This is a genomic window from Thalassotalea sp. 1_MG-2023 (assembly GCF_030546745.1).
GTDB lineage: Bacteria > Pseudomonadota > Gammaproteobacteria > Enterobacterales > Alteromonadaceae > Thalassotalea_C.
In genome coordinates this window covers 1-22732 of record NZ_JAUOPD010000037.1, presented here as the reverse complement: position 1 = coordinate 22732, position 22732 = coordinate 1, and the positions used below count along the sequence as shown (strand labels likewise).

At 37.6% G+C, this 22732-nt stretch carries 24 protein-coding genes; 10 read left to right on the top strand and 14 right to left on the bottom strand.

What is annotated here, in order from left to right; genetic code table 11:
- Positions 1-369 precede the first annotated feature (369 nt).
- The 3 genes from Q4489_RS17365 to Q4489_RS17355 form a co-directional block, all read right to left on the bottom strand.
- Positions 370-633: a hypothetical protein gene (locus Q4489_RS17365; protein ID WP_303482948.1), complete on the bottom strand. Its 264-nt coding sequence runs from the start codon at positions 631-633 to the stop codon at positions 370-372.
- Positions 634-721: 88 nt separating this feature from the next.
- A complete protein-coding gene (locus tag Q4489_RS17360; protein WP_303482945.1) occupies positions 722-1147 on the bottom strand; it encodes a hypothetical protein in 426 nt (141 codons plus the stop codon).
- Between the two features lie 497 nt (positions 1148-1644).
- Entirely contained in the window at positions 1645-2049 is a 405-nt protein-coding gene (locus tag Q4489_RS17355) for a VOC family protein (protein ID WP_303482942.1), read from the bottom strand.
- A 344-nt stretch (positions 2050-2393) separates the two neighbouring features.
- Here Q4489_RS17355 and Q4489_RS17350 point away from each other — a divergent pair, with 344 nt between their 5' ends.
- On the top strand, positions 2394-3365 hold the full coding sequence (locus tag Q4489_RS17350; protein ID WP_303482939.1) for an integron integrase: 972 nt from the start codon (positions 2394-2396) through the stop codon (positions 3363-3365).
- A 432-nt stretch (positions 3366-3797) separates the two neighbouring features.
- Here the strand turns inward: Q4489_RS17350 and Q4489_RS17345 are convergent, their stop codons facing one another.
- A complete protein-coding gene (locus tag Q4489_RS17345) occupies positions 3798-4247 on the bottom strand; it encodes a hypothetical protein (RefSeq protein ID WP_303482937.1) in 450 nt (149 codons plus the stop codon).
- A gap of 158 nt (positions 4248-4405) precedes the next feature.
- On the opposite strand from Q4489_RS17345, the gene Q4489_RS17340 reads away from it, so the two are divergent.
- The 6 genes from Q4489_RS17340 to Q4489_RS17315 all read left to right on the top strand — a co-directional run bounded on the left by Q4489_RS17340 (position 4406) and on the right by Q4489_RS17315 (position 8656).
- Positions 4406-5380 (top strand): tRNA-dihydrouridine synthase, encoded by a 975-nt coding sequence (locus Q4489_RS17340; RefSeq protein ID WP_303482934.1) that lies wholly within the window; start codon positions 4406-4408, stop codon positions 5378-5380.
- 138 nt (positions 5381-5518) lie between these two features.
- Positions 5519-6493, top strand: a complete 975-nt coding sequence (locus tag Q4489_RS17335; protein WP_303482931.1) for a methylenetetrahydrofolate reductase — start codon at positions 5519-5521, stop codon at positions 6491-6493.
- A gap of 11 nt (positions 6494-6504) precedes the next feature.
- Positions 6505-6747 (top strand): hypothetical protein, encoded by a 243-nt coding sequence (locus Q4489_RS17330; RefSeq protein WP_303482929.1) that lies wholly within the window; start codon positions 6505-6507, stop codon positions 6745-6747.
- A gap of 17 nt (positions 6748-6764) precedes the next feature.
- Entirely contained in the window at positions 6765-6947 is a 183-nt protein-coding gene (locus Q4489_RS17325) for a hypothetical protein (RefSeq protein ID WP_303482927.1), read from the top strand.
- Positions 6948-7172: 225 nt separating this feature from the next.
- Positions 7173-7904, top strand: coding sequence for a glutaredoxin (locus tag Q4489_RS17320; protein WP_303482924.1), 732 nt, complete (start codon positions 7173-7175; stop codon positions 7902-7904).
- A gap of 461 nt (positions 7905-8365) precedes the next feature.
- Positions 8366-8656, top strand: a complete 291-nt coding sequence (locus Q4489_RS17315; protein ID WP_303482921.1) for a hypothetical protein — start codon at positions 8366-8368, stop codon at positions 8654-8656.
- 81 nt (positions 8657-8737) lie between these two features.
- On the opposite strand, the gene Q4489_RS17310 is transcribed toward Q4489_RS17315, so the two are convergent.
- From Q4489_RS17310 to Q4489_RS17265, 10 genes are all read right to left on the bottom strand, one after another.
- Positions 8738-9628, bottom strand: coding sequence for an ABC transporter permease (locus tag Q4489_RS17310; RefSeq protein WP_303482918.1), 891 nt, complete (start codon positions 9626-9628; stop codon positions 8738-8740).
- A complete protein-coding gene (locus tag Q4489_RS17305) occupies positions 9628-10485 on the bottom strand; it encodes an ABC transporter ATP-binding protein (protein ID WP_303482916.1) in 858 nt (285 codons plus the stop codon). Before Q4489_RS17305 ends, Q4489_RS17310 begins: the two co-directional genes overlap by 1 nt.
- The gene (locus tag Q4489_RS17300) at positions 10482-10841 is read right to left on the bottom strand and encodes a GntR family transcriptional regulator (RefSeq protein WP_303482913.1); all 360 of its coding nucleotides are present in this window, start codon (positions 10839-10841) and stop codon (positions 10482-10484) included. Before Q4489_RS17300 ends, Q4489_RS17305 begins: the two co-directional genes overlap by 4 nt.
- Positions 10842-11004: 163 nt before the next feature.
- Positions 11005-12024, bottom strand: coding sequence for an MJ1255/VC2487 family glycosyltransferase (locus Q4489_RS17295; protein WP_303482911.1), 1020 nt, complete (start codon positions 12022-12024; stop codon positions 11005-11007).
- A complete protein-coding gene (locus Q4489_RS17290; protein ID WP_303482908.1) occupies positions 12024-12539 on the bottom strand; it encodes a phosphatase PAP2 family protein in 516 nt (171 codons plus the stop codon). Before Q4489_RS17290 ends, Q4489_RS17295 begins: the two co-directional genes overlap by 1 nt.
- 62 nt (positions 12540-12601) lie before the next feature.
- Positions 12602-14347, bottom strand: a complete 1746-nt coding sequence (locus Q4489_RS17285) for a lysophospholipid acyltransferase family protein (RefSeq protein WP_303482905.1) — start codon at positions 14345-14347, stop codon at positions 12602-12604.
- Positions 14348-14443: 96 nt separating this feature from the next.
- Positions 14444-14866, bottom strand: a complete 423-nt coding sequence (locus Q4489_RS17280) for an acyl-CoA thioesterase (protein ID WP_303482902.1) — start codon at positions 14864-14866, stop codon at positions 14444-14446.
- A gap of 87 nt (positions 14867-14953) precedes the next feature.
- Positions 14954-15301, bottom strand: a complete 348-nt coding sequence (locus tag Q4489_RS17275; protein ID WP_303482899.1) for a hypothetical protein — start codon at positions 15299-15301, stop codon at positions 14954-14956.
- Positions 15302-15439: 138 nt separating this feature from the next.
- Positions 15440-16396 (bottom strand): glyoxylate/hydroxypyruvate reductase A, encoded by a 957-nt coding sequence (locus Q4489_RS17270; RefSeq protein WP_303482896.1) that lies wholly within the window; start codon positions 16394-16396, stop codon positions 15440-15442.
- Between the two features lie 4 nt (positions 16397-16400).
- Entirely contained in the window at positions 16401-17045 is a 645-nt protein-coding gene (locus tag Q4489_RS17265) for a DUF1456 family protein (RefSeq protein WP_303482895.1), read from the bottom strand.
- A gap of 142 nt (positions 17046-17187) precedes the next feature.
- Between Q4489_RS17265 and mfd the strand changes: the two genes are divergently transcribed.
- The 3 genes from mfd to Q4489_RS17250 all read left to right on the top strand — a co-directional run bounded on the left by mfd (position 17188) and on the right by Q4489_RS17250 (position 22636).
- The gene (mfd, locus tag Q4489_RS17260; RefSeq protein WP_303482892.1) at positions 17188-20697 is read left to right on the top strand and encodes a transcription-repair coupling factor; all 3510 of its coding nucleotides are present in this window, start codon (positions 17188-17190) and stop codon (positions 20695-20697) included.
- Between the two features lie 75 nt (positions 20698-20772).
- Positions 20773-22341: a CsiV family protein gene (locus tag Q4489_RS17255; RefSeq protein ID WP_303482890.1), complete on the top strand. Its 1569-nt coding sequence runs from the start codon at positions 20773-20775 to the stop codon at positions 22339-22341.
- 4 nt (positions 22342-22345) lie between these two features.
- Complete coding sequence (locus tag Q4489_RS17250) at positions 22346-22636, top strand: DUF1244 domain-containing protein (RefSeq protein ID WP_303482888.1); 291 nt, start codon at positions 22346-22348, stop codon at positions 22634-22636.
- The last annotated feature ends 96 nt before the right edge of the window (positions 22637-22732 follow it).

Sequence of the window (22732 nt, the reverse complement as noted above, 5' to 3'; positions counted from 1 at the left end):
TCGAAGCCAGATAAATCAAGGTGATTATCAACAATATGCGCAAGCGCATATTCAAAGGTTCCAGGGATTATTTGTTGCGAGAAGTCGATGGGAATGAACTTACTCTGACAGGATAAATCAGGTTTATAATTGGCCATGATAATTTGCTATCGGTGAATAATATCTATTAGATCACAGCGAGGAACTTGCTTCAAGCTTAAAAAACAAACAATTGAGAATATATAAAAAAAGACGTGAAAACGTCTTTTTGGGAGAAATTCTACAGCCTCAACGCCCCATTAAGAGGCAAATAATGGTTGGCTAAAATAGGCGACGAAGGAGCAAATAGCCAACTGTTATTTGTCCTTTTGAATGGCTTGTTATATGCCATTACCACCAAACTCTAGCATGAACTGCTAAAGAAAATAAAACATAACCTACACCCGAAATAAACCAAAATAATTTAGGAGAATTTAAAGTTTTAATACTTATAAAGGCTGATAAAGCGATCAAGACTAAGCCAATAAATAAACTAGGATTTGGGAAAGCATCATAACCGTGACCTACTTCTACAGATGGTATTGGCGGAATAGCTAAAGCTAATGCAACAAACACCAAAATAACGATTAATAATTGATAAAGAGCAGGTTTCACAAATCATCCTTGAAAGGCATATAACGCCTCGTTAAGAGGCAAATAATATGTTGGCTAAAATAAGCGACGCAGGAGCAAAAGCCAACTGTTATTTGTCCTGCTTTAACGACTTGTTATATTTTTTTGACAACTGAATTGCCATAACACTGAGAATGATACTTAACGGCAACCAAACAATGTAATAGCCGCCATAAATAATAATGATTGTAGCCAACGGATAACCAAAAACTAACAAACCAAATAAAGTACCAATTGCAGATAATGTTAGTATTTGAGGCTTATTGATTTGCTTAAATTTACCTTTCGCAAATAACCAATAAACTAATAAAAATGAGATACCCCAAATTAATGTACAAATTATTATTGGGGTAATTAAACAGCTTAACGAGCAAAGGCATTTAAACTTTGGATCACAACCTACATCTAACAAGTTAGTTCTCAGGGTAGCAACACTTACAGAAGTAAGAAGAAAACTTAGTAACCAAGTTAAAGTGAATTTAAGTGATATAGGCATCAACTTCCCGATAAAAATATAACGTTTTGCTAAGAGGCTAAAATTGTTGGCTGGCTTTTTTGCGTTGCTTTGCAAAAAACGAGCAAACTGTTTTAGTCCTTTTAAGCACCTTGTTATGCGACTGGTTGTGATTACCACAAACCGCACAACGTATATAAGATTTTGTGGCAGCAAAAGCAGAAGTAAAAAACACCTCAGTGCGACACACAAAACCGTGAATTTTGAGCCACTCAATTACAGTGACTTTTGCCAACAAACTACGATGGCGAAAAACTGTTTAGCCAAAAGCTGAAACAAAGTTATTTGCTTGTAAGTTACCAAGATAAAGAAAAGGCAACAACGACAAACTCTTGGTAAAACGCCAAACCTAACAAATAAATTTAATCGAATTCGCATCTGACGCATAACGCCTAAATAACAGGCTAAGTAATGGTTGGCTAAAATGTGTAGCGAAGCGAAACGTAGCCAACTGTTACGTGTCCTAGTTGATTTTCTTGTTATGTTACACAGTTAAATTTCCAAGGTATTCCAAAACGATCAGTAACTATTGCGTAACAAGGTGACCAAAAAGTTTTCTGTGGCGGCAAAATAACCTCACCACCTTCTTTAAATAGTTCAAATAGTGACTTTACTTTATCCTCAGATGTTAGTCTGATAAGAATACAAAAACCTGTTAGTTTTTGATACTCATGTAACATAGTATCAGTGCCAGCTAACTCTATATTATCGATTGAAATACTTCCGTGGAGAATTTTATCTTGCCATTCATCTGGCACACTTTCTGATGCGGGAGAGTCTTTATAAGTAAGTAATGAACCAATGACACCATCCAAGTTCTTTTCATAAAATTGAAAAGCCTCGGCACAACGACCATCGAAATTTATGTGAAAAGATAAACTCATTCGGAACCTCCATGTGTAACATAACAGTTTATTATATAGACGTCTTAGTAATATCCGTCTACAAACTTTCCTTTAAATTACCAGAAAATTTCAACAAATCAATCCGTTAAACACATCAGCAACTGACAATGTTGTTAGTCCTGAGATATTACTGAGACTTCATAGTAATATCCATGTTTGTATTTTAAACTTTATCGAGTAATTTCAGGTTGTTATTAACTGTATGATTATTTGCTGAAGGAATTACCGAGAACTATCAGTAATTCTCCCCTCCCAAAAAAATTTGCATAAATTTAATTCACAACTATAACTGTATATAAAAACAGTTAAATGGATTTTAGCTTATGGCAATCTCACCTTTTTTAGAAAGTATCCGAAATGTTCTTAGAACAAAGCATTATAGTATTCAAACAGAGAAAACGTATTTGACTTGGATTAAACGTTTTATCCTGTTCAATCAAAAACGTCATCCTGTTGATATGGGGGAAGAAGAAGTCAGTAACTTTTTATCTTATTTAGCTGTAGATAGAAGAGTCACATCTTCCACACAAAACTTAGCATTATGCGCCATCGTGTTTATGTATAAACATATCTTTCAGCGTGAATTAACTCTGCTTGACGATACTATTAGGGCTAAGGCTCCAAAGCGTGTTCCTACGGTTTTATCTAATGATGAAGCGATAAAATTGATTCGTTTAATGCCTAAAACTTATCAATTAATGTTTTCTATTCTCTATGGTAGTGGGCTTCGTAAAGCTGAACTGTTAAGGTTGAGGATCAAAGATATAGACTTTGCAAATCAGTCTATTTTTGTTTTTCGAGGGAAAGGTAAAAAAGATAGAGTTACCATGTTACCTCAAACTCTGGTGCCGTTGATTAAAGAGCAAGTAAGTAAAGTTGCTAAAATTCATCAAAAAGATATTGTTGAAGGAGAAGGAAAAACTAGCCTACCGAGTGGTTTAGCCAGGAAATATCCCTACGCAATTACTGACTTTAAGTGGCAGTATCTATTCCCTTCAAGAAATCGCTGCCAACATCCTACAGATGGCTATTTTTGTCGTCACCACTTACATTGGAGTGCACTTACAAAAGTCCTTAAGAAAGCTGTTAAAAGTAGTGGAATTACAAAACATATAACAGCACATACGTTTCGTCATAGCTTTGCGACGCAATTATTGATAAATGGGGCTGATATTAGAACGGTGCAGGAGCTTCTTGGCCACACTGATTTAAAAACCACACAGATATATACACATGTGATTGGGCAGCACTCGTCGGGCACGTTAAGTCCAATTGATAGAAATAAAATGAATTAATCAAGGTGAGCTGAACGTCTTACTTCGCTTAGAGCTGCCTGTTAGGTAAAACTTAAACTTATTCACATAAACTATAAGTTAGATTTGAACTACTACAATTAAACAATAAAAAAACCACTTGATGCTAAGCTCTCAAGTGGCTTTTGAAGTGCGCGAGCATTAGAGCGTGTTGATCTTTGCTGTTTGAGTTTTGTTCAAGGTAAACGCCTTCTGATCGCGGCACTTGGATTCTTGCATAGTCATTCTATGGTTAATTCAAGTAACAAAGAGCAGGAGGCGTTTAGTTGAACCCTTCGGGCAGCACCTATTTGGCATTTCTACTATGTTATCGCTTGATTTGAGTAGAATAACTACACGGCACAAGCTCTGCCTTGTATAAATACCAAACAAATTGCTGAAAAAAACAAACTTGAAAGTTCAACACGCTCTATATTAACCGTTATCTTTTTTCATTTTTTTCATTTTCTTTTTACTACCTTCGCCACAGTGATTTTCACCACAGCTGGTACGTTGTTTCTTCTTCATTGCGCCTTCACCACAGCTTTTTTTATCTTTGTGCTTCATGCCTTCGCCGCAGCTTTTCTTATCTTTGTGCTCCATACCTTCGCCGCAACTTTTTTTGTCTTTATGCTTCATACCCTCGCCGCAGCTTTTCTTGTCTTTATGTTTCATGTTTTCGCCGCAGCTTTTTTTATCTTTTTTATCGGCATTCTCGCCGCAAGAACCACCTTCATGGCCAACATGGCTACTTCCAGAAAACTGCACATTTTCAACTTCAAATGGGTTAATATTATTTTCAGCCTTAGCTGGTAACGTAAAAACACTCACCATCGCTAAAGCAGTAAACATTGCTGCTATTGTAGATTTTTTTGACATACTCATCTTATCTTTCCTTTATTATATAAAAATAGATACCATATCTTACGATCAGCTCTATTTAACAAGACCTGAACTTTTTCATTTAATTTCAACAAAACATGCTTTTTTTAACCTAGGCGAGAAAGCAATATTTGTCTAGCCAAAGTTGTATCTATATATTTATGAATAATAACGTAAAAAAAATAACACTTGCGCCAATGGAAGGTGTTGCTGATGCGCTAATGCGAGAATTACTTACCTCCATTAATGATTATGATCTATGTATCACAGAGTTCGTTAGAGTAGTACAAGGGTTAGTGCCACGTCATATTTACCACAAATTGTCACCCGAGCTACGTAACAAAGGTACAACTTCTAACGGTACCCCGGTGCGCGTTCAATTGCTTGGTCAGCATGCCATGTGGATGGCTGAAAATGCTAATCGCGCGATTGAACTTGGCTCGCAGGGTGTTGATTTAAACTTTGGCTGCCCTGCTAAAACGGTTAACAAAAGTAAAGGTGGCGCAGTGTTATTAAAATCACCAGACACTATTTATCAGATTGTCTCTGCCGTTAGAGATGCCATGCCCCCCACTCAAATCGTGTCAGCTAAAATTCGTTTAGGTTTCGAAGACACAATGCTTTTTGAAGAGGTAGTTGCTGCTGTTGCAGCCGCTGGAGCTAACGAATTAACCGTTCATGCTCGCACTAAAAAAGATGGATACAGACCGCCAGCCTATTGGCAACATATTGGAAAAATTGAACAAGCTCATCAAATGACAATATACGCTAATGGTGAAATATGGGACATAGCGTCAGCACAACAATGCATGACTGAGGCAAATACACCATATTTAATGCTAGGTCGTGGCGCGCTTGCCATGCCTAATTTAGCCAATGTTATAAAAGGTTCGGAAGAAAAAATGACTTGGCAGGCCTTAAGTCATTTATTACAGCACTACGCACAATTAGAGTTAGCAGGTGATAAAAGCTTTTATTTTTCTAGTCGGTTAAAACAATGGCTACGCTATTTAAAGTTGCAATACCCACAGGCTGAAAGCCTTTTCCAACGGATAAAAACATTGACACACAAAGACGAAATATTAACGGAAATATCAGCATTAGCGCTGCATAATGTTCAGAGTAAAAATACATGAACTCGATAGTATGAATTTTTCTCATCTCCGTACGAAAAATTTGCGATAAATTATCACAATTCGAGCTAGTGTTAGCGAAGATTTTTTATCAAAAAATCGGTATGATTACCTTCAAGTTACATTACGCAGAAAAAAACAGTGGAACAAGGTTCAGAATTAAGAGCAAGGTATAATGATATCAGACGTGGCGTTTACTTTATTGGTACAACACCTCCTAAAAGCGATACCCCCGTTGAAAAAGTCGATGAAATAGCAGGTAAACTTCTTGAACGTGTAAGCGACATCGATTTCGATGGCTTGATCGTTTACGATATTCAAAATGAAGATTCGCGTACGAATAAACCAAGACCGTTCCCGTTTAAGTCAACACACGATCCACGGCATTATTCTGCATTATTAAATCAAAAATCATCACGACCAGTGATCACCTATAAAAGTGTTGTGCAATCAAATGCTGATGATTTCAATACCTGGGCAGATGAAGCATGGCAACGATTTGGTATTACCGATGTTGTGCTAGTAGGTAGCCCTTCAAGCCACAATCAAGTATCACTACCGCTACAAACGGCTTATAAAACGCTTGTTGAAAACCAACATGATTTTTTTATTGGTGGTGTAACGATTGCTGAACGTCACGCTAGTAAAGGCAATGAGCATGAACGATTGATTGAAAAACATCAACAAGGTTGTAACTTCTTCATATCACAAGCAATTTACGATCCACAAGCCACTATTGATATGCTCACGCGTTACGCGATCGAATGTAAAAAGTTAGGCCTAAAACCGCAACGAATTGTTTTAACGTTTTCTCCTTGTGGTAGTGAAAAAACCTTAGAGTTTATTGATTGGCTAGGTGTCAGCGTGCCTGAAGCTACGAGTTTGCGTATATTAAATGCAGAAAAGCCACTTTACGAGTCTATTCGCATTTGCACAAATAGCTTACGACAAATATTAGATGCGGTGTTGCCTTATCAATTACCCTTAGGTTTAAACATTGAAAGCTTAACTAATCGAAAAGAAGAGATTGACGGTTCAATATTGTTATATAAATTATTACGTTCTACTATGGAAAACTATTTAGCGAAGCAAGAGTTGCAGTCGCTAATCAGCTAAGGAGAACAACGATGACTGGCGCTACCATGATTGTGCTAATTGTACTTATTTCTGTAGGTTTTGGCGTACTTTACGATATGTATAAAAAACATTTAGCCTTTAAAGAACGTACACAAACAAATAATCATAAAACCAATGAGCAAAATATCGCATTGAAAAATCAAGTAAATGCCTTGGAAGAGCGCATACAAGTATTAGAAAAAATTGTCACTGATCAAGGCTATCAAGTTAGTCAAGAAATAGAAAAGCTATAATCTAGATGAAACTGATTATGAAAACCGAGTTTGATAATCTCAGGTTGAATTCCCAGCACCAATACGACACAGATAGTAATGGTGATAAGCAAGTTGTTAAAATTTACTGTGATGATGTACTCATTGCCAAGCAAGTAAAGGTTAAAAAGTCGATACGATATTTTGCGGTGAAAAATTACCGAGACTTTTTAACCCATTAACGCTATTAACGTAACAGACATGCAAATTTCAACTGCAATTTAATCTCTGAATGCCTATGATAATAGCGCTCACGCCAAGCTTTTATAAAAAGACACATGTCTGTTGTAAACTTCACTTTTTACAAACTATTCCAGTACAACGGCTTTACGAATAGTAATTATTAGCCATACTCAAGAGCAATATCTATTAATTCCTGATACCTGCTAAAGAATAAGGAGCGTATAGTGAGTAAATCTGCACAACTTTTTAGAATGGCTACCGAAGAACACATATGTCCATTTGGTTTAAAATCAAAAGATTTACTAGAGCGAGAAGGATATAAAGTTGAAGACCACTTATTAACTTCTCGTGAACAAACAGACACATTCAAAAAGCAACATAGCGTAGAAACCACGCCACAAGTTTTTATTCAAAATACCCGTGTGGGAGGCTATGAAGACTTAAGAAGCTATTTTAATAAAGCACAAGCAGGCCAACAAGGGACTAGTTATACACCTGTCATGGCGATTTTTTCCGTCACCTTATTATTAAGTTTAGCATTTAGTTTCTCAGCTGGATTCAGCTTAATTTCAATATACACCCTTGAATTATTTGTGGCATTAACCATGTCAGCTTTGGCAATACAAAAGCTGCAAGATTTATTTAGCTTTACTAATTCATTTATTACTTATGATCTTGTTGGCATGAAAGTCGTGAGATATGCCTATGCCTATCCATTTATAGAGGCTTATGTTGGCATTGGAATGATTGCAGGTTTACCCGCTTTTAGCGTCGCGCCTTTTTCATTATTGATTGGTGGTATTGGTGCAATATCAGTCATAAAAGCAGTGTATATCGATAAACGTGAGCTAAAATGCGCATGTGTCGGTGGAGATAGTAATGTACCACTAGGTTTTATCTCTCTCACTGAAAACCTATTTATGATCGGTGCCGGTATCTGGATGTTTGTTAAATAATAAAAAAGCATCAGCTGCAGAAAACAGCGGTTAATATCTATTAATCGCTGTGCTTCCCTCAGAAACAAATTCTACTTTCGCATTACTATCATACCTTTTGAATTAAAAAATTGATCAACTTAGCACTTCATTAGCGCGCTTAGAACAAGCTAAATAATGTAAACATAGTCATTCTATGATTTTATTATTTAAGAGAGTTAACTGAGTGATAATAAGTTCCAAGGACGAGTTTGATTAAATTGATATTCATTTAAAAATTCTGATACTCAGCCGTTAATCTCGCTATTAAACCGATGAAGTACAATAGTAATGTTTTATTACAAGCATGCCTTTAATTTATGTTCAGTAAAGTGAACATTTCAAACCATACACACTGTGAAACATTCATACATATAATTTACAAGTTGTACCTGTTTAATTTATAATCAAATACCTTAGTAGCTAATATCAAGAGTAATACGATGAAAAATATAGTAGTAAGTAGTTTTTTCATGATATTCGTTGCTTCATGTGCATCAAACGGAGATGTGTCACATTGGCACGGAGAATCACTCGGTACGTTAATTGAAGAATATGGCACTCCTCAAACATTCCTAAAACTCGAAGATGGTAATAAAGTCATTGAATATGATGGCGCAACAGCGTTGCATAAAGCAGCTAATTATTGCTCTTTAACTTTTATGATCGATAGACAAAATAAAATTTTAGGGGCATCACGCCAAGGTAATGGCACGAATTGCAGTAACTTTTAAGTACCTTTTCATAAAAATTTAGTAGTGACAAATAAACTTTACGACGTTGTCACTACTAAAATGTTTACACATATTTGTGACTTATTGGCCTCTATTTACCCTCAACCAATAAGTGGCATAAATAAAACTTCCGCCTAACACAAATGTTCCCACTGTTACCTTACTCATTATTGCGTTAATCGGCATAGCTGAGATGGAGGTATATTGACCGGTTATAGCGTTAGAAAAATCAAAATAATTAACAAGCATCACAGTAAAATAAGGTGAAGCTAAATTGAAGTATTCAACAATAATTGCTTCGACGATCACTAAAATAGTAACAGGCAATATCGCTAATAAAAAAGGTGCTTTTTTAGCATATATAGACGCCAACATTAACCAAGCATAAACAGGCAACAACCATAGGCTAAGCGGTAACAAACTGCTCCAAGTAATAAGGAAGTTACTGATCCATTCACCTGAAAGCCATATGCCCCAAATATCAATGTTTTGACTAACAGATAAGACCGTACAAGCAATCAAAGCTACTAACACAAATAGCAATAACACCATCGTCGCTGCTAACATAAAAATGGCTGGTAAAATAATCGCCCCGACAAGCAATTTAACGCCGACAGTTTGGCTGTCTGGTACAGGCAAAGAACGCCAAAAAACAATAGACAAGTCTCGTCTTTCATCGAAAAAGCATGCGGTGAAATAATAAAGTTGCACAATAAACGCTACAATCATAAAAGGAGCAAATAATGCAGAAATAAAACCAAACACTATTTGCGAAAACAGCATATTATCTTGCTGTTGGCTAATTCTGTTCAGTTGTTGCTGCCAGTTAATAGGTAAGCCGTCTCCGAGTAAATAATTAAGCACCGGTATCAAAACTATTAGCGAAGCTAGAATAACCGGCAACCATACGAATATTCTTTTATATTCCCATAACTCTTTTTGTATATTCATTTGTAAAGAATGCATGTTCATTAGTACACCTCCTTGGCCATTACACCAACAAAAATATCCGCTAAGCTCGGTGTTGATACTTTACCTACTGCTTCTAGCTGTTCCCGTGTATGCTGATCAAATAACATGGTTGTGATCCCCATTAAACGATTCGTGCATAATGGCAACATATCACAAGCCTGTTCTTGGCATTGATCTGAAACAGCCACCAGCTTGAATTTGTTTTTAATCTGCTCAACACTTTCGGCAATAATAACTTTGCCATCTTGAATAAAAGCAACATCGGTTAAAATATGCTCAATCTCTTCTATTTGGTGTGTTGTCACAACAATCGCTTTATCTTCGGTGTAAAAGTCTTCAAGTAAGTGGCTATAAAATTGACGCCTGGTTAAAATGTCTAGCCCAAGAGTTGGCTCATCTAAAATCAGCACCGATACCTCTAATGCTAAAATCAACGCTAAATGTAGTTGCGTGATCATACCTTTTGACAACGTACCTACTTTGCTTGATTCTTTAATATTTGTTTTAGCTAAAAAGCTACGAGCTTTATCTGCGTTAAACTTTGGATGAACACCTGCCATATATTTAATCGCTTGTGCTGCCGTTAACCATTTGGGTAACACTGCTACATCGGCAATATAAGCGACGTTTTCTAGCATTTGTGCACGGTTTTTCCTCGGTTCAAAACCGAGAATGTCAATTTCTCCTTGGTAAGAAATTAGCCCTAACATGGCTTGTAAACAGGTAGTTTTGCCTGCACCATTAGGCCCAACTAAACCGAGGATCTGTCCTTTTTCAACGGATAAATCCACGTTATCAACAACTTTGGTCTTTTTATAATATTTTGATACTTGTTTTAATGACACTACTGCACTCATAGTGAGTCCCCCGTGGTTAACAAGGTTTCGGGTTTAAGTTTTAATCGTTTTATTTGTTGTAATATTGCAGGCCATTGCTCTTTTAGAAACGCTTCACGCTCCCTTACCAGCATGATTTCTTGAGCGCCATTTTTAACATAAAGCCCTTTACCTCTTTGTTTTTCAACAATGTTTTCATCCTGTAACATTTGATACGCCTTTGAAATGGTTATTGGATTAACTTGATACTGTGCAGCGACTTTTCTCACAGAAGGGAGCGCCTCCCCTTCTTGAATATATCCATCAAGAATTCGTCCAACTACTTGCTGATATAGTTGCAAATAGATAGGTTTATCTGCCTGCCATTGAGTTGTCATCGTGTTTTATCCATGAATGGTGATTAGCGATACATAGTGTTATACATCACCAGTACACCAAAACACAAATAATACCTTTAAAAAAGCTGTAAAAAAGTATGTCTATTTTAAAAATAAGTATCAGCGCAGTAGTAAAAATAACGTTGGTATATTAGCGCTCAGATCATTGCTGCCATACTTGAGCGGTAAATTCTTCAATACTTAGCTCATTATTTTTGTCAGATAACCAGCGGATAATTAATTGAGCAACATCTGGGAATGTATTTGCTGTTTGTGATGGTAATTGTATTAACCAGTCTTCAATAATATCACTAGTAAGGGTGTTAACGGCTTTACCATAACCAAGCTGCTCTAATGCCAGCGCATTAGATTCTTGCTCCATTTGTCCAGCTATGGGCTTGGTTAAGATAGGAATGCCTAGGTGAATGCATTCACTATTAAGTTCAAAACCGCTATTACAAATCACTGCCTGTGCGCGTTTAAGATCTTGTTTAAAGCCTTGATAACTGGTGGTATGGGTTCTCACATTTGCCCGAACATCATCGGTTAACTCTTGAGCATATTGGACAAACTGATGCCCTTCGACAAGGTTCAACATCTTAGTAACTGCTTGTTGATCTTCAAAAGGTAAATAAACTAGCACAGGTCCTGAGTGCGATGAACGAGTAAGTGTTACATCGATGATAGGCGGCAATACATTATCGTTATAACGCGCCCAATGTAACCCTAACGACTGTTTTGCTGGTGCAAAGTATTTTAAAATGCCACTTGCTACTACATTCTCACCTGCTATCGGAGTGTTTTCACCAAAGGCATATTGATGGCCAATCGCTAACGAATTCACCCCAGATAATTTAGCAGCCCAAGCGGTGATAGGTTCAAAATCGGTGATCACTAAATCGTATTGTTGTACATTAAGGGTGCGAATATCGTTAACAAATTGAATAATATTATTAGCTTTTATCGTTCGCCAATGATTTATTTTTCCTTGATGTGTAACGAATGTCAGGCCCCTTCGATAAAGATAATCACCAAACACTTCCATATCAAATAGCTTTTCTTTCTCACGGCCAGAGAGTAAATACGTTACTTCTATATTGCGTTCTTTAAAGTACTTAGCCATCACACGAGACCGCGATATATGACCATTGCCTGTCGCTTGAATACCGTAAAGAATTTTCATTAAAGTATAACTCCTATCACAATCAGGCTACCAAGTAACGCCCCAGCAATAATATCAGAGGGAAAGTGCACGCCCAGTACGACACGAGAGATACCAATGCAAATAGCCCAAAGATAAAGTGGGACCGCAGCGCTGCCAATATGAACAGTGGCAAGCCCTGCTAACGCAAAGGCCGCCATGGTGTGTCCAGAGGGAAAACTAAATTGATCTGCAGCTTTTACCAAAGAGAAAAAGTCAGGCACCACTTCTGGCGGTCTTCGTCGTTTAAGTATGTTTTTTAGTAAAAAATATATCGGTCGTTCAAAAGCAAAAGTAAGGCATGCAAGTAAAAAAAATGTTTGTCCTGAATCAGGGTTGTATCCCCAGTAAACCAAAGGAAATAGGCACTGCATGTAGCCATCGCCAGTTTTCGATAGGCTACGAACAAAAGCGATAAATTGCGGGTAATAACGTGATTTTCTGCACCATAGAAGTACCCGTAAATCTACTTGATATAGCATTTTAAGTACCGTCATAGTGCACTACCTTATCGTGAAAACATGACCGAAATATGACAAAACTAAAGATTATCTATACATTATTGCTTCAGCGTTGCTCCAAGATATCGCTCTCGTTTCTTAGTTTTTAACTTCGTGAGATCTAGCATCACTAAGCCATCAATACAGTCAGCAAATTCAGCGTCTACCCCAAAATCAAGAAACTGCACCCCACCACGCTCGGTTAGCTCACTATACTGCTTGTATAAAGTAGGGATCGCAGTGCCCATATTGGCTAATAAATGCTTTAATTTACTGAAATCGGCTTTGTAATCTTGTCCAGAAAACTGCTTCGTTAATTGCTCAATAGCCGTCTCTTGAAGAGTAAAAGGCGAACGAGAGGTTGCGATATGCTGTTCACCACCAAAGTATAGGCGGTAGAAATACACTAAAAGCTCTTTTGCAGCTTGCGGCATGCTATTACTAATTGTGACAGGTCCGAATAAGTAACGATATTTAGGGTATTTTTTAACAAACGCACCAATGCCAAACCACAAATAATCTAAGCTTCTTTTACCCCAGTATTTAGGTTGTACAAAACTACGACCAAGTTCTAAACCCTGTGCTAAATAGGGTGTCATTTTTTCACCGAAGTTAAACAATGAATGACTATACAACCCTTCAATTCCATGTTGTTTAATTATTGTATCAGTATCAGCAAACCGATAAGCACCAACAATGTCCAACTCGTCATCATCCCATAAAATCAGATGCAAATAATGTTGGTCAAAATGGTCAATATCACGGCGAAGGTTTGTTCCCTCTCCTACTGCCCGAAAGGCTTGTTCACGCAGAACCCCTATTTCACGAATAATGGGGTCGTTGTCATGATAGCGATGTAAATAAATGCATTTTCCATCATGCGTTTGGCCAAGATATTCACATGCCTTTATTGCATGCTTAAGTGCTTTTCTGTCTTCGTGTGGTGCAATAGCAGATTGTGTTGTAAAAATACCCGTTCGATTTTTCTTTAAACGGTATAAGTGTTGTTTAAACAGCTTAGTTTTCGTTTTTATGTCTACGGCTATTGATTGATAACTGTCATAAGGAATTTGTTGTCCGATGCGCATCGCTACATTACCTTGCTGCTTGTTAAACATTTCGTTTACGAGTAATAAAGTAGATGCGGGTTTATACATCATAGAAACGCCATAAAATTTTGCAGAATTTTTTGCATCAATATACACAGGCACAATGGGAGATTTAGCTTGTTGTGCAAACCGAAGAAAACCACTATGCCACTTACCATCTTTAATGCCACTTGGACTTAAACGCGAAACTTCTCCGGCAGGAAATACAATAACCGCCCCGTTGTTTGCTAAGTGTTGCTGTATTGCTTGTAAATTTTGCTTGGGCGTTTTACCTCCCATATTATTCACTGGCAATAAAATAGAATGTAAGGGTGAAAGTGCCATTAGCATATTGTTGACTACGACTTTAACGTCTCGACGAATATCTGCTACAAGCTTAATCAATGTTAAACCATCAATCGAACCTATCGGGTGGTTGGCAATGATCACAACGCGACCATCACTTGGAATATTTTCGCGTTCATTGTCTCGAACAGAATAACTAACACCTAAATGAGACAAACTTTGTTCGACGAAATCAAACCCTGAAATATAAGGGTACTTCTGTTGAAAGTCTTGAAATTTATTTTCGTGTAATAAGCTTTTTAATATCGCTTTGACTGGCTTTGCTAACCAAGGGGTTTGTTGTATTTTAGGTAAGTTTTGTTCGACAACATCATCAACACGGATCATCTTTAAAGCTCCAAAAAGTGTCACATTCCAACCTTTATTGGAATGCTCTTAACATAGTTAAGAAAAATGACACCTTTGTTACTTGTTTATGACGCTTTTATGGCACTACGCGTTAGTTAGTTATTTATCCATATTAATATTAAGTGTTCGTATTTCATCAAGCGTTTGTTGCTCAAGTTCTTGTAAAGTCTTGCCATGAGCTATTGGTGCGCCGGTTTCAGGGTCCACTTTTACAAAAACAATATCATCAGCCATACAGATCGTTTTTTTCGTGACTTTATTTCTGACTAAACAGCTAACGGTTATTGATGTGCGGCCAACACTTTTTGTTTCCAATCCAAACTCAACTACATCTCCTTGCATAGCGGGTGCTTCAAAGGTAATTTCACCAATATGTTTGGTCACTAAAAAGTTAGTTTCAAGTTGACATATCGCATAAATTGCAGCTTCTTCGTCAATCCACTGCAAAGCGCGACCACCAAATAATGACAAGCCATAATTTAGATCGCTTGGCATCACTAATCGTCGAGATAAAAATCGCATAGGTATTTCCTTGTTATAAAGATGCGTTAAATTATAGACTAAGTCATTGTCTTTAGGGAGTTAATTATAAGCTTTACTCGCTACTTACTAAAGTGTGAGTAATTTTATCGACAGATAAATCGTTGCACAACTTACAGCAATAAAAAGTAATGAAAATATCAGTTGAATAGCGTTAATTAATTTACGCTTTATTGCGGCGTAAAAGCCAATGTTGTCAGTAGTTTGAGCTAAAGGTTTAAAACAAAAGGTTAAATTTCTAAGCAGTAAACACCATAGGAAGGTTAACAACAAAAATGTTAACCAGTTATTTTGCGTGGCAATATCAGCAAATAATAAAACGATAACAAAACTGCCAGCACTCGCCAACGTACCAAGAAGAAAAACAGCACGGAAAGGAAATACTAAGTTTGCTAATTTTTCGAAAAACCTAAACATGTTAACGGCTCATTTAAAGAAAAATAAATAAATTACAACGTTTCGCATAATATCAATTCAAATGTAAACGCGTTATTCATTGATAACGACTCGTTTAATCGCTACTCATCAATACTATAGATGCTATAAGCTAACGGGTTAATAACCTTTTTGGTAACTAACCGTTTGTGGTAATTGCCCTGTATTGTAGTAATTAACAATATTGCTCACCACAACGTCACAGGCACTACTCTGACTGGTTGGTGCAGATATATGCGGTAACACTGTGATTTTATTATGTGACCAAAAAGCATGTTCCTGTGGCAATGGTTCTTGATTAAACACATCTAATATTGCCTGAGATAAATGTTCTTTATCAAGCACTTCAAGTAAAGCCTGCTCTTGAATAATTGCGCCACGAGCAAAGTTAATCAGGGTTGCACCTTGTTTTAATTGCATCAATCGGCTTTTATCAAAGAATTGACGTGTTTCATCGGTTAAAGGTAACAAGCAAATAACAATATCAGCATCACTTACTGCTTGAGTTAAACCTTCATCTCCCGCAAAACATGCCACATCTTTTATTGATTTATTACTGCGACTCCAACCACGTACATTAAAACCATTGTGTCTCAATGCCGCACACGCAGCTTGACCTAACTCCCCCAAACCGAGCACTGTAATATTGCACTCTTGAGCAAGCGTTACAGGGTGTTGTTGCCAGGTTTTTGTTTGTTGCTGTTGCGAGTAACGCAACATATCTCGTAATACAAAATAACTCCAGGCAACACAAGCTTGCGCCATTGTTAATGCTAAGCGCGGATCAACAAGTCTAACTAACTGAATGGGTTTGTGTTTTAAATCATTTACAAGTCTGTCTACACCAGCCCATAAACTATGTACCCAAATAATATTAGGATATTTAGCCAATAATGCTGGTTCAGGGTTTGCCACTACCGCAAACTCTACCAGTGCGTTTTGATGGTTGCTTAACTCATTTGGCAAGCAAACGCGTGCATCAACCTGATGATGTTGTAAAGATTTATTTAACGCTTCACACCAAGTTTGTTGTTCAGAAACGCATAACTGACTTACCAACGGAATAAGCTTGCTCATGGTGCTATTTCTTATCTTTTAATGACAATACATTACGTTTTGACTGTTCATCAAAGGCAGCATAAGGGCTAGCATTAGGGTTATCATAGCGCTTTTTCGCTTTGGCTGGCTTAGCAACTTTGTTTTCTGTTTGCTCAATGGGGTTTTTACGGTATTCGGTGCGTTTTTGTTGCGTTTTTTTCTCTGGTCCATCAGGGCGATGTGTTAACTGAAGCGCCATTAAAAAATTACGCAAAAATTGCGACTTACAGTGGCGGTAGTTTTTATGCTCTGGCTTTCTAAAGAAAGCCGTTAATTCTGCACTGCCAATAGTAACATCCATTTTAGCCAACAAAGCAATAATATCGTCGCTAGTCAGATTCAACGCTATTTTGAGTTTTTTTAAGATTAAATTTTTTGTCAGTTGCTTTTCAGGCGCGGGTACTGCCTTTTCACTTCTACCACGTTTTTCAACAATAAAACCATTGAGAAAGCTTGCCAATTCACTATCTGAAATAGGCATTGTTTCGTTGTCTTCATCCGGCTTTAACCAAGCGATCACTTGTTGGGTTGATACTTGTCTGTTTGCCAAAGCAAAAATATTTACCATTTGTTGATCTTTAAATTGAAAAGTAAAACGTATTCGACGAAGGACATCATTATTGGTCAAGTGGGTTCTCGCTACAGTTAGGTAATAATGTCATTATTATATCGTCTTTCAGCTTTAATTCGAAATAAATGTTAACCCCTAGCGCCTGCTAAGGTATCATCAGCAAGTTTTTCACGGATAATCAAGACAAACAGCTAGCTTCATGACTAAATCAAATACGCTTTTTCAACCAACATTACCTAATCGTAAAGGTAAAACTGCCGATAAAAAGGCATGGCAAAACTTATTAGGGTCAAGTGCAACACTGGCTATTTATCATGCGGCCTTACAAACCGAAAAGCCGATATTATTACTCACACATGACACGCCTTCGGCGCTAAAATTTGAGCAAGAACTGCGCAGTATTAATGCCAATAATCAAGTACCCATTTGTTTATTTCCTGATTGGGAAACACTCCCTTACGATACTTTTTCACCGCACCAAGATATTATTTCACAGCGATTAGCAACGCTTTATCAGCTTTCACGAATGAAACAAGGTATTGTCATTGTTCCTACGGCAACATTTATTCAACGTTTAGCACCAAAAGCTTATCTTGAAAGTAATAGCTTGCTGATCAAAAAAGGTGATCGAAAAGATCTGCATCAAATGCGTGTTGAGTTAGAAGCAAGTGGTTATCGATGTGTTGATCAAGTGATGGAGCATGGCGAATTTTCCGCGCGTGGTGCGATTCTCGATTTATATCCAATGGGCAGTAATAAACCCTTTCGTCTTGACTTTTTTGATGATGAAATTGAAGAAATCCGCCATTTCGATCCTGAAAGCCAACGTTCAAAAGAACAAATTGAAACGATTGATTTGCTTCCAGCACATGAGTTTCCAACCGATAAAGACGGGATTAACACCTTTCGCCGACAATACCGTGAACAATTTAGTGGTACGATTGATAAAGAATCTATTTACCACCAAGTAAGTAACGGTATTTTACCGGCGGGAATTGAATATTATTTACCACTCTTTTTTGAGCAAACGAATACCCTTTGTGATTATCTAGCACCCGATACTATCGTGCTTATGTCTGGCGATATCGAGAAATCTTTAGCAAATTATTGGCATGATGTCGAATATCGCTATGAAGATAGAAAATACGATCTAACTCGCCCACTGCTACCGCCGGAGCAGTTATTTCTCTCTGAAACAGACTTATACGTAGCACTCAAACCGTTTGATCGCATCACGATAGAAGCAACAGCAAAAAATGAAGCTTCTAGCACGCGAGGGGTCGTAAATTATGATGTTAAACCATTACCAAATATTACCGTCAATCATCAATCAAAAGATCCTTTTGATCTGTTAAATGTCTTTATAAACGACAAGTCTTCTCACGGTAAAACGCTATTTGTTGCCGAAAGCCAAGGTCGCCGAGAAAGTGTTTTAGAGCTGTTAAAACGTAATAACTTAACACCGCCACTTTTTAACACCATTGCTGATTTTATTGACAGTGAACAACCTATCGGCATAACGGTAAACGCCTTAAGTAATGGCTTTATTTTTCAATCTAAAGGTACTGCCGCTAAAAACAATATTGCGTTAATTACGGAAACTGAGCTACTCGGTGACAGAGTCAGACAATCAAGGCGTAGAAAAGCCCAACAAGACGTTCATGCTGATGCAATATTTAAAAACTTGGCAGAGCTCAGTATTGGTCAACCTGTCGTGCATATTGAACATGGCATCGGGCGATACTTAGGTTTGCAAACCTTAGAAACAGGTGGCATAAAAACTGAATTCCTAACCTTAAGTTACGCCAACGATGCAAAATTGTACGTGCCGGTTGCCTCGTTGCATTTAATTTCTCGATATTCGGGTGCAGATCAAGATCATGCACCGTTACATAAACTTGGTAACGATACCTGGAGTAAAGCTAAGCAAAAAGCAGCGGAAAAAGTGAAAGATGTTGCCGCTGAGCTCCTTGATATTTATGCAAAGCGTGCAGCAAATACCGGTTATCAATTTACTCGAAACAAAGAAGATTATCGTGCTTTTGCTGATAGTTTTGGTTTTGAAGAAACCTTAGATCAAGAACAAGCAATTAATGCTGTTATTAGCGATATGCTGTCTGATAAAACCATGGATAGATTGGTGTGTGGTGACGTAGGCTTTGGTAAAACTGAAGTTGCGATGCGCGCAGCTTTTGTCGCAGTAAACGATAGCAAACAAGTGGCTATATTAGTGCCAACCACACTACTTGCCCAACAACATTATGAGAACTTTAAAGATCGCTTTGCTAACTGGCCTATATCGATTGAAGTTTTATCACGTTTTAAATCAGCAAAAGAACAAAGCCAAATTATTGAACGTGTGGAGTCTGGTCAGATCGATATTCTCATTGGCACCCATAAATTATTGCAAAATAGCATCAAATACCATGATTTAGGATTACTTATTGTCGATGAAGAGCATCGCTTTGGTGTAAAACAAAAAGATAAAATTAAAAAGCTTCGTGCCAATGTAGATATTTTAACGCTAACAGCAACACCGATCCCAAGAACATTAAACATGGCCATGGGTGGCATGCGTGATTTATCAATAATAGCTACTGCGCCAGCAAAACGCTTAGCGGTAAAAACCTTTGTTAGACAGCGCGACAATTCACTGATCAGAGAGTCTATTTTACGTGAAATTCTAAGAGGTGGCCAAGTATACTTCTTACATAATAATGTCGATACTATCGACAAAACCGCCGCTGATTTAGAAGCTTTATTGCCCGAAGCAAAAGTCATTGTTGCTCATGGACAAATGCGTGAACGAGAACTAGAACGTATCATGAGTGATTTTTATCACCAACGTTATAATGTATTAGTTTGTACTACGATTATTGAAACTGGTATCGACGTACCTAGTGCCAATACCATCATTATGGACCGGGCTGATCACCTTGGTTTAGCGCAGTTACATCAACTGCGTGGTCGCGTTGGCCGCTCACACCATCAGGCTTACGCATACTTATTAACACCCCATGAAAAACGCATGACCAAAGATGCTAAAAAGCGTCTTGATGCAATTGCTTCTTTAGAAGATCTTGGGGCAGGTTTTACCCTTGCGACACACGATTTAGAAATTCGTGGCGCGGGTGAATTACTTGGAGAAGATCAAAGTGGCTCAATGAACCAAGTAGGGTTTAGTTTATACATGGAAATGCTTGATCAAGCCGTAAGTGCCTTAAAAGAAGGTAAACAGCCGTCGCTTGACCAAGTATTAGCGACACAAACTGAAGTTGATTTACGCGTTCCTGCCTTATTACCTGACGATTATATATTTGATGTTAGCCTACGTTTAAGTTTGTATAAGCGTATTGCAAGTTGCAAAAACAAAACAGAATTAGACGATGTACAAATCGAATTAATCGATCGTTTTGGTTTATTACCTCAGGCAGCCAAAAACTTAATACATATTGCTAAACTTAAAATCAAGGCGCAAAACATTGGTATAGCGAGAATTGATGCAGGTCCGGCAGGCGGTTCCATTGAATTTAGTGAAAACACGCGTGTTGATCCTATGTTTATAATTTCGTTAATACAACAACAGCCAAGTGTATTTAAAATGGATGGCGCGAATAAGTTAAAATTTACCCGTGCTACAGAAGATACAGCAAGCCGCTTTACTTTAATTTCATCAATGCTTGCTGACCTGTCTAAAAAACTCAATTAACACGGATGCTAATTCAAGGTATGATGAACAATAAAGCTATTAAATCTTTACAGAATTTAACTTGTTGGTACTTAGATGAAATTTAAACAAGGGTTAGCGCTGCTTTCCAGTCTTTTTGTCGCAAATAGCCTCGCTGCTACAAGTCGCTGGTCAGGCGATTGGTTTGAAATTGAAGTTATTTTACTATCAAATATTGCAGATAAATCAGCGATAAAAGAAGTATTTTCGAACCAACAGCCCTTACCTGACTATGAGCAATCTCGTGACTTACTTGGAAGATACCTTGCCCCTGATGTAAACAATTTAAAGCGTTTATTACCACAGTGTTATACAAACACTAATGAGCAAGAAGTATTCAGTCAATTTTTTACCGTTACTGCTCCTAAACTTAACAGCCTAACTCAAACATTTAACCTATCGTTAAATCAACATCTTGTAGATCTTGACCAACGTGCATTAGCAGAAGAACGCTTATACAACGAACAACAAGCAACTGACACTCAAACCGTCACATCTCACGATGAACAAACAAGTCAGTCAAGTGATGTGCGAACTACCGATGATTTCTATGATCGTGTAAAAACAACACAAGAAGGGGCGCTTAGAACACCTTCAGTGGAAACAGCAGCTAACAACCGCTCTGTTGACGAAACAATGTCCACTGAAAGCCTTATTAACACGCAGGAAACATTAAGCAGTGAAGACTTAACACTGCTAGAAACGGTTGAAAAACTAACCACCAGCTACCCTGATATTAATTTTTATTTACCAGACATACTCGACAGCGAACCATGTACATTAACGCCAAATCAGTTTGATGCGTTATCAGTTGACCCAGCTTTATATTCATATAGCAGCTATGCTGTTGATCATGTACCATCAAAAGTTGATGGTCTTGAAAATTTATACTCATCAACCCCTTACTTAATTAGTAGTGCGTCATTAAAGCTTGATGATATTGTATTACAGCTAAAGCGCAGTCGTGACTTTAAACCACTATTACACGTAGGATGGCGTCAACAAGTTTTTGAACAAAGAAAATCTGTTCCTATGCGATTATATGCTGGCGCTAATCTGCAAAAACACTATCAGCAAGCGTTAATACAATATAATCAAGAAAGACAAGCAGAGCTCGATTCAGAGCAAAGTTTACAATCGGTACTCGGTGGTACGCTTAATAACACTACGCTTTCACCAGCATTGCAAAAGCAACAAGCAATAACGCAACGGAAGCAGCAACTTTTATCAACACTAGAACACTTTAACCAAGAACAACCTATTTCGCAGCTAACGCTAGCTCCTGAGCCGATAACTTATGGTGAACAACTTAGTGTTGGCCAAGCACCTACTCCACCAATACAACCGTGGTATCTTAATGGCTTTTTAAACGTGTATTTAATCGGTAATTACTTAAATGTAAAAGCTGACTTTTCAATTATGAATCTGAGCTTAGCAGAGCGAGCAAGTTTAGCATTAAGACCTAACGCAACATTTGAACTAACGCCCGTAAAACTTGAACAAAAGCGTAGAGTGATCAGCCAAGAAACACATTATTTTGATCACCCTTATATGGGCATGATCGTTCAAATTCGCCGCCACGATCGCCCAGAATCAGGGTTAGCACAATCATTAGCGAGAGATTAAACCAATGGAAAAAGAAATAGAAATTCAAGCGGCAGTATTTCGCCGACTTTTACGTCACTTAGACAGTCGAAAAGACGTACAAAATATTGAGTTAATGAACTTAGCTGGATTTTGCCGCAACTGTTTTGCTAAATGGACAGTCGCGGAGGCAGAGAAACTAGGTGAAAAAGTAGATATTGAAGAAGCAAGAGAACATGTTTACGGCATGCCTTACGCACAATGGAAAGAAAAATACCAATTACCCGCGACCGAAGAACAAATGGCGATCTTCAATAAGCTGCAAGCAAAAAAATAAAATACTAATCGTCATTACAACTAGAGCGTGTTGATCTTTCAAGTTTGTTTTTGCAGCAATTTGTTTGGTATTTATACAAGGCAGAGCTTGTGCCGT